We start from the raw sequence: 12467 nt of genomic DNA, 5'->3' as shown, positions 1-12467 counted from the left end.
ATAACCTGAAGGTCGTAGGTTCAAATCCTACCCCCGCAACCAATCTTTCCAACAGCTTAGATGATACGCGCTCCGCAAGGCGAGACGCCGTGTCCGCATGAGGTCTGGGGGCGCATTGCTGCATGCTGGTCTCGAGCCGGTGATTGCGCCTTGCTCTGGATGACGCATGGACTTGTCTCAGTTTTCGGGGCGTACCACGCCTGCGGCCACGACAGCCGCGCCCACTGCCACGTGTGCGAGCAGGATGGCGGAAGCCATCATCGTCATCAGGGCTGCAATGTCGGTTTCATGTCCGAGTGAAAAGGCGGCGAGGGCTGCGAACACGATATCCTTGTTCGGCAGGAACGGCAGACGCGATATCAATAAGCGCAGGCAGACGAGAAACAGCCACCATGTGATCGAGATGTCCGGGAGAACCATGTGCCACAGCCATGCTGTCAGACCAGTCGAAATTGCGATCCGCGCAAGGTGCACGGACAGGATGAATGCCAGTTCTCCGCGATCGAGCGAGAAGATGCGGCGGCGAAAGGCCATGGCGGCAATCGACGTGGCCAGCACGACGGCCAGTGACATGACGATGGGACCGCTGTCGAGGCCGAGCGAGGTCGACCGTACCATCGGCCAGGCAATTACGAGCAACGCCAGCGTCATACCGTTGCCAGCCATCGCGGAAAGGATCGAGACGTCCTTGATCGCGGCGAACGGTGCAGCGGTTATCGCTCTTGTCCGGCGCGCCCAGGTGTAGAAATAGGCTTCGCCGAGATAGCCGAGCAACAGCTCGTTGCAGACGAGCTTGCGAAGCAATGCCATGAAGCCAGCAGCCGGAATTTGCCAGAGGCTCCGGTAGATTACCCATTCGCTGGAAGGTCCAGTCAGATAGAAAGCGGCAAAGACTGTCCAGAATGACGGGGAGCGGGGAACCAGGCTTACTACGCGCCTGATATCCATGCCGCGCAGTTCCAGCACGACGGCTGCTCCGATCAGAGCAGTAAAGATCATCGGCAGGATCGCGATTCCCCTGATGCGCAGGATCGTCTTCCGATCCCGCAGGTGTGGGGAGGCGGCCGTGCTGGCTTCGACCGTCAGGCTTTGATCCAACGGAGTGTCCTTCCGGTCTATTGTGTGGGGCCAGGGGGGACGCGCAGATCCTTCCGGGGAGGGATCAGGGGCGGTTGGCGATCTGTGGCAGCTTCCGTGATGGCGGCATACATGACGCGGAGATAGTGTTCACACGCATCCTCAAGCACGAAGCTGGCTGCGTACTGGCGGTGAGACGGTGTGATTTCGGACAGCGCTGCGGCGCCGGAAATGCCGGCTGCGAGGGCGTTGTCGTCGCCAGAGGGCACAAGCACGCCCCGCCCGCCGTTCAGCAGTTCGGGCATGCTCATGGAGCAATCGGTGGCGATGACGGGTAACCCGGCGGCAATGGCTTCGATGACGACGGCGGGCACGCCTTCGTAATTCGATGATAGCAGCAGGCAGTCGGCGTGCTCCAGTTGCGCATCCGGGGAAGGGAGGTGTCCGGTAAACGTCACATGGCGTTGCAGTGAGAGTTTGGAGGCGAGCGCCTGCAGGCCGGATCGTTCCGGCCCGTCGCCGACGATGGTCAGCGTATCGCCCGGATGGAAGCCGCGCGCAAACGCCCTGAGCAGCAGGGCAAAGTTCTTTTGGGAAACCAGCCGCCCGACAGCCACGAAACGCAGGTTCGCGGACCGCATTCCGGACCGCGGGATGGCGAGCAGTCGCTCGAGCCGGCTGCGCGACAGGGCCGGGTCGGGGATAATGGCAACGCGTTCATCGGGCACCTGCATCAATCCGGAAATCTCTTCGCGCATTGGCGGCGCCATGCCGACGATCCGGTCGAAGATGCGACCCTGAATCCTGAGCCACAGGCGATAGGCCATACGGTAGGGCAGGCTCTTGTCCCGGCGGACGAGATCGTTGCTGATCTTGGCAACGATGGGTGGACAGGCGCGCCCCAGGATCAGGCGCATCACGACGCAGACGATCGCGTAAGTGTTACCAGCGCAGAAGATGACGTCGGGATCGGAGGACTCAAGGTGGACCAGCAGGCTCCAGATCATCCAGAGTGTTTCGAAATGCGCCGTGGGGACAAGGCTGCGCAGCGCCTTGTAGCGCAGCTTCGGCGCCTGCGGCCGGTCCAGCCCTTCGTCGCGGCCGAGCACCACTGTCACGTTGTGACCGGCGCTGTGCCAGTATTGCGCGAGATTGAGGCCAACACGTTCGACGCCGCCCGGTTCGAAGCTGTGAATGGGCACGATGATCGATAGCGGCCGGTCCATGAAGCATGGACTCCCCGGCAGCCGTGCATCCGCAGTTGCATGCCGACAAATTTTTGAACGATTTTCATTCAGGGGCCGAAGGAGGGGGTACTGGAGCCGGACCGTAGAGCTGGGCCTGGTTTCGTGATCTGGGCGCAGATTTCTTGACTCTTGCGGGTATGTTCCCTATCGGCCTCGCTTTCCGATCAGCTGATTTTTTCACGGAGTGCCCATGGCGCGCGTTACTGTCGAAGATTGCGTCGACAAGATTCCCAACCGCTTCGATCTCGTCCTGCTTGCCGCACAGCGTGCGCGCGAGATCTCCGGTGGCGCCGAGCTCACCGTCGACCGTGACCGTGACAAGAACCCGGTCGTCGCCCTGCGCGAAATCGCCGAGCAGACTGTCCGTCCCGACGAACTCAAGGAAGCGCTCGTCACTTCGATGCAGCGCGTCCTGCCCGAGGACGACGACGAGATGGACGACATCGGTTCGCTCAGCCAGTCGGCCGAAGCGCTGCGCATCACCGCCTCGGCGCCGACGCGTAACACCTCGATCGGCGGCGACTACGACGGCTGATCCTTTTCGTTGACTGTCCTCAAGGGACAGGCAACGATAGGCCTTGTGGCAGCCAAGAAACGAACTTTACCGCGTATTGCCGGTTTGACGGGGGGATCGTCCGGAAGGAGTGGTCCCCCTGATGCGTCTGGTTCGTGCGCGACCATTGCGATCTACAGCGTCAAGGGTGGGGTCGGTAAAACGACCTTTTCAGCCAATCTGGCATGGTGCTGCGCCGTATCGTCCGGTCACAGGACCTTGCTGTGGGATCTGGACGCGGCAGGCGGATCGGGCTTTCTCTACGGCTTGGAGGCCAAGGGCTCGCGCCTTGCCGAAGAGGTCTTTTCGCGCGAACGTTCACCCGATGCACTGATCCAGCACACCGCCTGGGCCAACCTTGATATCCTGCCGGCGGACGAGAGTATCCGTGCAGTCGACGCCCAGCTGGCGCAGATCGGCAAGCGCAAACGGCTCGCGAAGCTGACCGAGGAGCTCGCAGGGACATATGAGCGCATCGTGCTTGATTGTCCTCCCGTGATCAATGAACTTTCCGCGCAAGTCGTTCGCGCGGCCGATCTGGTGATCGTGCCCCTGCCGCCTTCACCGCTCTCAGCCCGGGCCTTCGATCTGGTGGTGCGGGAGATCGCTGGCAATACCAAGCGGCATCCGCCTATCCTGCCGGTGCTGTCCATGCTCGATATGCGCCGTGCGCTGCACCGTCAGGCGCACGAGGCAAATCCCAGCTGGCCCTCCATTCCTTATGCCAGCGTTGTCGAGCAATGCGCGGTTCACCAGCAACCGGTGGGGGCACTGGCGCCCAGCAGTCCTGCCGCGCAGGCATTCGGACGGTTGTGGGATGCAATCGACAGGAAGCTGGCGGAGAGGCATTGATCGGAACGAGCGCGCTGCAGCGCACAACGCGGCTGTTCAGCAGGTGGTTCTGGAGCTAGCCTTGCCCTCTGCAAAGGGGACGGCATGAGCGAGATTGGCGAAGGTCTGGCGGAGATCGGGCAGGGTACGCTTGCAGCGCAAGCGATCGAACCGCACGCTGCGGGCAGCGGCGATGGGCATACCCATGAAAGCGCGTGCCTCAATTGCGGTACGCCGCTGATCGGCGCGCACTGTCATGCCTGCGGGCAGGCTGCGCATGCGCACCGTTCACTGGGCGCCTTCTTTCACGATCTCCTCCACGGCGTCTTTCATTTCGAAGGAAAGATCTGGCGGACGCTGCCGTTGCTGGCCTGGCGTCCGGGAAAGCTCACGCGCGAATATATCGACGGGCGCCGCGCCCGCTACATTTCGCCGATCGCCCTATTCCTGTTTTTTGTCTTCCTCATGTTCGCGGTGTTTCATGCCACGGAAAGCCATGAGGAACATGGTGGAGAGGGCAACCTTATCGGAGTGGGGCAAAGCGCGCAGAGCCTCGAAGCAGAGTTGTCGAAACTCGAGGCTCAGCGATCGACCGCCGTCGCGAAGGGGGAGGCGACCGCGGCGCTGGATGACCTTATCGAGAAACGGACGGAGACCCTCGCCGCATTGCAGGAACTCAAGGCAGAAAACATCGCCGTCAGTCTTCCGACGGGCGATGGCCAGGGCATGCACAGCGATATTCCGCAGATCGACAAGGCGCTCGGGAAGTACAAGGCCAATCCGGAACTTGCCGCCTACAAGCTTCAGACTTATGCCTATAAATACAGCTGGGTGCTGGTTCCGATTTCGGTGCCGTTCCTGTGGTTGCTGTTCCCCTTCAGTCGCCGGTTCCATCTATATGACCACACTGTATTCGTGACCTATTCGCTGTGCTTCATGACGCTGCTGGTGATCGTGACGATGCTGGCGGGTGCTGGGGGAGTGGCCTGGGTGGGTGGCGTGCTGTTCTTCGTGCCGCCGTTCCACATGTACCGGCAACTGCGCGAGACTTACGCGCTTTCGCGGTTCGGGGCCATTTGGCGGACCTGGCTGCTGGTGTGGTTCTCGGCGAGTGCTCTGCTGATTTTCTTCATCCTGATCATGGCCCAGACGAGCGGCTGAGACCCACCGCTGGTCACAGTAAAAAGGGGCGCAGAACCGGCCTGGTTCCGCGCCCCTCCTGCATTCTCCCGAGGGGAGAGCCCGGTGATGTGTGTCAGGCGCCCAGCGGCGTGGCGCCGCCGCCCGAGAGGCGTTTGCCCGACTTCGGGATCGACGATCCCGAGGCCGGACGCGGTGCCGAGGGACCGCGCGGTTCGCTCGGACGGTCGATGTGGCCTGCTTCGAGCAGCTGCTTGATCTCGTCGCCAGAGAGCGTCTCGTATTCGAGCATGGCATTGGCCAGCGCATGCAGGGCTTCGTTCTGGTCGTTGAGGATCTGGGTGGCGCGGGCATGCGCCGTGTCGACTAGCAGGCGGATTTCGCTGTCGATCAGCTTGTTGGTCTCGTCCGAGGCCATCAAACGGTGCGAGCCGCCCATGCCGAGGTAGCCTTCCTGCTGCTCTTCGTACTGCAGCGGCCCCAGCTTGTCTGACATGCCCCACTTGGTGACCATATTGCGGGCAAGGCTGGTGGCGTACTGGATGTCCGACGAGGCGCCCGAAGAGACCTTGTCGTGGCCGAAGATCAGTTCTTCCGCCACGCGGCCGCCCATCGCGACCGAGAGGTTCGCGAGCATCTTGTCGCGGTGGTACGAGTAACTGTCGCGCTCCGGCAGGCGCATGACCATGCCCAGCGCGCGGCCGCGCGGGATGATCGTGGCCTTGTGGATCGGGTCAGAGGCTTCCTCGTTCAGCGAGACGATGGCGTGGCCGGCCTCGTGATAGGCGGTCATCTTCTTCTCTTCGTCGGTCATGACCATGGAGCGGCGTTCCGCGCCCATCATGACCTTGTCCTTGGCGTCCTCGAATTCCTGCATGGCAACGAGACGCTTGTTGCGGCGTGCCGCAAGCAGGGCCGCCTCGTTGACGAGGTTGGCAAGGTCCGCGCCCGAGAAGCCCGGGGTGCCGCGCGCGATGACGCGGGCATTGACGTCGGGGGCCAGCGGCACCTTCTTCATGTGCACGGCGAGGATTTTCTCGCGGCCCTCGATATCGGGCACCGGCACCACGACCTGACGGTCGAAACGGCCCGGACGCAGCAGCGCTGGGTCAAGCACGTCGGGACGGTTGGTCGCCGCGATGATGATGATGCCTTCGTTGGCCTCGAAGCCGTCCATTTCGACCAGCAGCTGGTTCAGCGTCTGTTCGCGTTCGTCGTTCGAATTGCCGAGGCCATGGCCGCGGTGACGGCCGACGGCGTCGATTTCGTCGATGAAGACGATGCAGGGCGCGTTCTTCTTGGCCTGTTCGAACATGTCGCGTACGCGGCTTGCGCCGACGCCAACGAACATTTCGACAAAGTCGGAACCCGAGATGGTGAAGAATGGCACGCCGGCTTCACCTGCAATGGCGCGGGCGAGAAGGGTCTTGCCGGTGCCGGGTGAGCCGACGAGCAGCGCGCCCTTGGGAATCTGGCCGCCGAGCTTGGAGAAGCGCGAGGGATCGCGCAGGAACTCGACGATTTCCTCCAGCTCTTCGCGCGCTTCGTCGATGCCGGCGACGTCGTCGAAAGTGACGCGGCCGGAACGCTCGGTCAGCAGCTTCGCCTTGGACTTGCCGAAGCCCATCGCGCCCGAACCGCCCCCCTTCTGCACCTGACGCAGCGCGAAGAAGGCAATGCCGACGATCAGCAGGAAGGGCAGGGTCTGTGCGAGGATATAGACCAGCAGGCTGCCCTGTTCGGCTTCCTTGCCGGAATACTTGACGTCATGAGCCTGCAGGAGCTGGGTCAGCGTGGTGTCGCCCGGCACGGGCACAGTGGCGAAGCTGTCGCCATTGGTGAACTTGCCGGTGATGCGATCCTCGCTGATTTCAACCGATGCCACGCTGTCGCTGGCGACGCGCGCGCGGAAGTCGGAATAGGGAATCGCCAGGCCGGTCTCGCTGCGCGCGCCGAACATGGACACCACCATGAGGAGCGCGAGGAAGATACCGCCCCATACGAGCAGGCTCTTGATCCATGGATTGCCGCTGGGCTGGTCGTCGTTCATTATCGGGAGGTGTCCTTTCGCCTGCCAATGTAGGCTTCTGCCGATGAATCTCAAGTTAGCGAAAGGTGTATAGAGTAATCGTTTCGGCAAGCTGTTGCGCGATCGTGCAACAGCTCGGGCCGGGCGGGTTATTCCAGCAGTTCGGCACGCACCGCCGCGGCGGTATCGGCGGGGACGCCGATCTCTTCGAGATAGCCGTCCACCGAGTCGCAGCGTTCGTCGATCGCATCGAGAAAAGCCGTGATATAGGAAGGCCTTGCCCCTGCCAGCGCGGCCATCACCGGCTCGGAAAGGCGGGCGTAGGGCGAACTGGCGTCCTGCGGTCTGGCGCCGAAGGCGGTGCGCAGGTCTACGGCCCGCTCGGTCGTCGTGAAGTCGGCGACGATGGTTTCACGTGCCGCGCCCAGAATCGAAAGCACGAGCGCTGCGGCGCCCCCTGTGCGGTCCTTGCCCGCCGTGCAGTTGAACGCGATCGGCACGTGCCCGTCCGCAATTCGGCGCACCAGTTCGGCATAGGCAGGAGCCTGCTGGAAGGGCAGGTGACGAAAGCCGTCCTCCATGACCGCCACGGCCTGATCTTCGCTGTCGATCCCGCGCTCGGCCATGGTGTGGAGCTGGCCAAAGACTTCGCGGTGATCGCGGCTCCAGTAGGGCACGCCTGCCGCCGGGCACCATCTGTTGGGCGCGTGCTCCTGTTCGCGCACACTGCGGAAATCGACGACGCAACGGAAGCGGAGACCGGCGAGATAGGCCTCGTCGGCCGGCGTCAGGCGGGCCATCGATCCCGAACGGTAGAGCTTCCCCCACTTCACGCGGCGGCCGTCACGCACCGGATAGCCGCCCATGTCGCGGAAATTGATGCCGCCTTCGAGCGGCAGCAGGCGGCGTGCCAGATCGTCTTCCATCGTGCGGCTCATGCGGTGAAGGAGGCAGGGCCGGAGGGGCGGATGTAGCGCGGCATGTCGATCCCTTGCTGCTTCGCGCAGTCGAGGAAGATCTTCTCCATCGATCCGGCATGATCGGTGGAGAGGTAATTGCCATCGTCGTCGAACACGACATTCACGCCCGAAACGACCATGAAGCCTTCCACCGGCTCGCCACCTTCGGGGATGTGGAACGTGTGGACGGTGCCCGGGGGTTCGTAGAGGTAGCTACCCGGCGTCTGCATGTCCTGAGGGTATTCCTTGTAGCCCCAGGTTCCCTTCATCGTGAAGAAGTGCACCGCACCGGTGTGGAAGTGCCTGGGCAGCTGCGTGCCCGGCGCGTAGTGCGCGTAAAGCACCCACGTGCCGTTGTCGGGATCGAGGAACAGCGGCCACAGCTTCATGCCCGGGATCAGGTGGCCGAGATCGATTGCCGGTTCCTCGTTGATATTGAGCGAGAGCAGGCGGTCCTGCTCATGGATGGCAAGCGGCAGCGGCATGGCGGTATCCTCTCACTATTGGAGGCAGGATACCGCGATACCGATTTGTGCAAAGCCCCGGCGTGACGCGGGGGCGTTACTTCACCCCTTCACCAGCTGGTAGTCGCCCGCATCGTCTACCTGTGCCTTCCAGCCCGGATAGACGACGATGGTGGTGAAGGTTTCCTCGATGATCGAAGGCGAGGGCACTTCCATGCCCGGCTCCAGATCCTTGCCTAGATAGACCGGCACCGGTGCGAAGCCCTCGCCGAGGTTGGCGCGGCGCTGCTTGGCGGCGACCGGGGGCTTGCCGCTCGGGTTGAATCCGCCGCTGGCCTTGGGCGAGGGCGTTACCACGTGGGCGGCGAGGCGCACGCCCGAGATTTCGGGCACCTCGTGCTCGCGGATGTGGGCGTATTCAGCCATGTGGCGCTGGTTGAACAGCTCGATCGCGCGTGCGCCGAAATCGTCTCCGATGAACGAGAGATCACCCAGCGGTACGTCCTTCTGGTAATCCAGCGACAGCGAGAAATTCTGCCCCGGATAGCGCATGTTGAGCTGGTAGTTCACGCGGATCTGGTCCGCGTTGAAGTGCGCATCGGTGAAGTACTTGCGCGCGCGGTTCGACAGGTCGGTCCACAGTTGGCGGATGCGATCTACGTCGAGCGCATTGGCCGAGGCGATGTAGGAGCGTTCCTCGTCGATCGTCGGATTGGCGACGAGCGTGCCGAGCGCCGAAAAGGTCGGTGAGGCCTTGGGCACCAGCACGCGGGTAATGCCGAGGTCTTCGGCCTGGATCGCGGCGAAGGCCGGGCCATTGCCGCCATAGGCGAGCATGACGAGGTCCTTGGGGTCGATGCCCTTGCCGGCGGTCGTGCGGCGCACGCCCTGGCTCATGTTGGCATTGACTACGCGCCAGCAGTCGAACGCGGCCTGTTCGGCGTCGCCATGACCCATTTCGTCGGCGATTGTCTGGAACGCTTCGGTCACGCCTTTCTTCGAAAGCGAGAAGCTGCCTCCGGCAAAGCCCTCGTCGGTCGAGAGGATGCCGAGCATCACCAGCGCGTCGGTCACGGTCGGCTCGGTGCCGCCGCGGCCGTAGCAGATCGGACCGGGCTCGGAGCCGGCCGACTTCGGGCCGACTTCGAGAGCGCCCGCGTTGACGTGGCAGATCGAGCCGCCGCCTGCGCCGAGCGTCTCGACCTTCACCATCGGCACGCCGATCAGGTAGCGGTGGTGCATGTTCCACCCCGCCTCGGCCGGGGCCTGTCCGCCCACCACCAGCGACATGTCGTAGGAGGTGCCGCCCATATCGACGCAGAGCAGGTCGGGGCAGCCCTTGGCGGTGCCGGTATGCGCCGAGCCGATCACGCCGCCCGCGGGGCCCGAAGCCAGTACTCGGATCGGGGCGCCGTCGATGTATTCCTTGGTCATCACCCCGCCCGAGGCCTGCATGACCATGAGCTGGTTCTGGTACCCGCCCTCGACGAGGCGTTGCACCAGCTTTTCGAGGTATCCGGTCACGCGCGGGCCGACATAGGCGTTGACCACCGTGGTGGAGGTGCGGTCGTACTCCGGCGCGCGCGGAAGCACTTCGTGGCTGGCGGAGATATAGGCGTTCTGGATTTCCTGGGTGACGATCTCCTTGGCCCGGCGCTCATGTTCGGGATTCACGAAGGAGAACAGGAAGCTGATCGCGACCGCCTCGACATTCTGCAGGCGCAGCTTGCGGCAGGCCTCGCGTAGTGCGTCCTCGTCGAGGGGCACATGCACCGTGCCATCATGCAGGATGCGCTCCGGCACGGTCAGGCGGCGGCGGCGCGGCGTAATCTGCTTGGGCGGCGCAAGGCGTACGTCCCAGATGTCTTCCTTGTAGCCGCGGCGGTATTCGATCTCGTCGCGGAAACCCTCGGTGGTGATGAGGCCGGTGAGGGCGCCGTTCATCTCGATCAGGGTATTGTCGGCCACCGTGGTGCCGTGGACGATCGCCTCGCACTTGCCGAGGAACTGGCCGAGTTCGAGGCCTTCCTTCCCGGCCAGCTTGCCGAGCCCCTCCATCACGCCCAGCGAGCGATCCTCTGGCGTGGAGAGGTTCTTGTGCAGGATCACTTCATTGCCCTTGAGCAGGGCGAAGTCGGTGAACGTGCCGCCGATGTCGATACCAACGCGATAGGTCATGTGCTTGCCTTTTGCTGGAGCGTCCGCCGGATGCTCCGTCCCTCCCTGATCCGTCGCCCCTGCGAAGGCAGGGGCCTGTCTGGCCTTACGTGATGGCGTGAGGTCAGATGGGTCCCTGCCTTCACAGGGACGACGGCAAATTGAATGTGAGCGCCGTTACTCCGCCGCCTGGGCCATGGCCGAGAGTTCGGCCCGCAGCGCCCTGGTCGCCTCGATGTCCACCGCGAGGGTGTAGTCGTCGAGGCTGCCGGTCAGCACCACGCCGTACTTGGCGCGCGCGGCTTCGGGACTGACGTACTCGTCGAGCACGTCCTCCTTCACGCTTTCCGGATCGCGCAGCAGCGGCTGGCCGAAGCCCGCGCCGCCGCCGTGCTGGTAGGCGATCACCGCGCCGTCCGGCAGCAGGTCCTGCGCGGTGCGTTCGATCTTGCGCTCGTTGGGCGATCCCACTTCGAAGTGGTTGGTATAGGGGATCGCATCATCGCCGCCGCACATGCCGCGCAGCGGGTGATCGGCCGAGACCATCCACGCCATGGCCGAAGTGGGTTTGAGCACCTGCTTCACGTTGAGCGAGCCCGGCGCCCCGCGCCACTGGCCCGCGCCGCCGCCATCGGTGGTCATCTCGCGGCTGATGTTGAGGATCGGGAAGCGGCTTTCCGCGTCCTCCGCCTCGGAGAGGATCAGGTTGCCCAGCGAATTGGGGCACGATCCCCAGCCGTCAATGCCCTGGATCGCCGAGACGTCCATCGAGCGGCAATCGACGCCCTGATCCATCCACATCATGCCGTTGGCATCGAAACCGATGACTGCGTTGGGCATGCCGATCTTGTAAAGCTGCGGCTGCGCGCGTTCCGGAGCGACCTGGCTGAGCGCGACGCAGACCGCCTCGGTAATCTCGCAGGCCGGGTGGAACGAGCCGAGCGCGGCGGGCTTGTTCGGCGGCGGCTGGGCGATGCAGCCTTCGGGAATGATGATGTCCACCGCGTCGAACATGCCTTCGTTGCGCACGATCGTCGGGTCGAGGTGGGTAATGACCTGCGTCATCACGTAGCTGCGCGAATTGGCGAAGGTGTTCCACACGCCGACGAGGTCCTGCCGGTCGTCGGTGCCGGTGAGGTCGACGGTGAGCTGGCCGCCCTTCACGGTGCAGGCGACGTGGACCTTGATGTCCTTGGTGCCCGCCGTGTCGTGGTCGATGAAGACGGTGCCTTCATAGGTGCCGTCGGGCCACTTCGCGATTTCGTCGCGCATGCGCTTTTCGGTGTGCTCGATCGAATGGTTGATCGCGGCCTTGACCACGTCCGATCCCCACTTGCCGAGCAGGTCCTCCAGCATCTTCACCGCGTGCTGCACGCCGCCGATCATGGCCGCGATGTCGCCCGCAAAAGTGGCGAAGCGGTTGTTGCGCACCACGAAGTCGAACACGTCCATGCGCAGCTGGCCGCGGTGAACGAGCTTGAGGCAGGGATAGATCACGCCTTCGGTGAAGACGTCGGTCGCCTCCAGCGTGAAGCCGCCCGGGTCCTTGCCGCCGGTGTCGCCCTGGTGGGCCTGCAGCGTCTGGATGCAGATCAGTTCGCCCTTGTCGTCATAGACCGGGCCATAGACGTTGTAGTCGGGCAGGTGGCCGCCGCCGTGATCGGGATCGTTGGCGAGGAACACGTCGCCGGGCCCCCAGTCGTAGCGCTCCTGATTCATCAGGCCCCAACGCGTTTCCATCTGGTTGACGAAGGTCAGGTGCGGCGTGCCGATCGCGCCCATGGCAAGGCGGCCGTGGGCATCGACGATGGCGGCATTGCGCTCGTTCGACTGGTTGATGATCGGCGAGGAGGCGGCGCGCCCCAGATAAGTGGCGGCTTCGAAGCAGACCGTCTCGAACGCGCCGCGAATGATGTCGGCGGTGACCTGATCGATTTCGGCATTGGTCGGCAACGGCTCGCGCGGGGCTGCCAGCTTGCGGTTCAGCTCGTAGGACATCTTTGCACTTCC

At 63.7% G+C, this 12467-nt stretch carries 10 protein-coding genes; 3 read left to right on the top strand and 7 right to left on the bottom strand.

The features are described 5' to 3' along the window. Positions 1 to 177: 177 nt before the first annotated feature. Together MTR64_RS02185 and MTR64_RS02180 are read right to left on the bottom strand one after the other, a co-directional pair. Entirely contained in the window at positions 178 to 1098 is a 921-nt protein-coding gene (locus MTR64_RS02185) for a hypothetical protein (RefSeq protein WP_243990256.1), read from the bottom strand. A 17-nt stretch (positions 1099 to 1115) separates the two neighbouring features. Next, the gene (locus tag MTR64_RS02180) at positions 1116 to 2303 is read right to left on the bottom strand and encodes a glycosyltransferase (RefSeq protein WP_243990254.1); all 1188 of its coding nucleotides are present in this window, start codon (positions 2301 to 2303) and stop codon (positions 1116 to 1118) included. A 211-nt stretch (positions 2304 to 2514) separates the two neighbouring features. Between MTR64_RS02180 and rpoZ the strand changes: the two genes are divergently transcribed. The 3 genes from rpoZ (at position 2515) to MTR64_RS02165 (ending at position 4869) form a co-directional block, all read left to right on the top strand. Beyond that, on the top strand, positions 2515 to 2859 hold the full coding sequence (rpoZ, locus tag MTR64_RS02175) for a DNA-directed RNA polymerase subunit omega (protein WP_243990252.1): 345 nt from the start codon (positions 2515 to 2517) through the stop codon (positions 2857 to 2859). 84 nt (positions 2860 to 2943) lie between these two features. Continuing rightward, a complete protein-coding gene (locus tag MTR64_RS02170) occupies positions 2944 to 3729 on the top strand; it encodes a ParA family protein (RefSeq protein ID WP_243990267.1) in 786 nt (261 codons plus the stop codon). Positions 3730 to 3813: 84 nt separating this feature from the next. Continuing rightward, positions 3814 to 4869, top strand: coding sequence for a DUF3667 domain-containing protein (locus MTR64_RS02165; protein WP_243990249.1), 1056 nt, complete (start codon positions 3814 to 3816; stop codon positions 4867 to 4869). Between the two features lie 94 nt (positions 4870 to 4963). On the opposite strand, the gene ftsH is transcribed toward MTR64_RS02165, so the two are convergent. The 5 genes from ftsH to MTR64_RS02140 form a co-directional block, all read right to left on the bottom strand. Next, a complete protein-coding gene (ftsH, locus tag MTR64_RS02160) occupies positions 4964 to 6898 on the bottom strand; it encodes an ATP-dependent zinc metalloprotease FtsH (RefSeq protein WP_243990247.1) in 1935 nt (644 codons plus the stop codon). Positions 6899 to 7026: 128 nt separating this feature from the next. Further along, on the bottom strand, positions 7027 to 7803 hold the full coding sequence (locus MTR64_RS02155; RefSeq protein ID WP_243990245.1) for a tyrosine-protein phosphatase: 777 nt from the start codon (positions 7801 to 7803) through the stop codon (positions 7027 to 7029). Positions 7804 to 7811: 8 nt separating this feature from the next. Then, positions 7812 to 8321: a 2,4'-dihydroxyacetophenone dioxygenase family protein gene (locus MTR64_RS02150; protein WP_243990243.1), complete on the bottom strand. Its 510-nt coding sequence runs from the start codon at positions 8319 to 8321 to the stop codon at positions 7812 to 7814. A gap of 81 nt (positions 8322 to 8402) precedes the next feature. Beyond that, positions 8403 to 10478, bottom strand: a complete 2076-nt coding sequence (locus tag MTR64_RS02145; RefSeq protein ID WP_243990241.1) for a hydantoinase/oxoprolinase family protein — start codon at positions 10476 to 10478, stop codon at positions 8403 to 8405. Between the two features lie 156 nt (positions 10479 to 10634). Further along, entirely contained in the window at positions 10635 to 12455 is a 1821-nt protein-coding gene (locus MTR64_RS02140; RefSeq protein ID WP_243990239.1) for a hydantoinase B/oxoprolinase family protein, read from the bottom strand. Between the last annotated feature and the right edge of the window lie 12 nt (positions 12456 to 12467).

The organism is Novosphingobium album (ex Hu et al. 2023) (assembly GCF_022832385.1).
Classification (GTDB): domain Bacteria; phylum Pseudomonadota; class Alphaproteobacteria; order Sphingomonadales; family Sphingomonadaceae; genus Novosphingobium; species Novosphingobium album.
The sequence above is the reverse complement of the archived record's forward strand: the minus strand, read 5'-3'. Positions and strand labels throughout refer to the sequence as shown.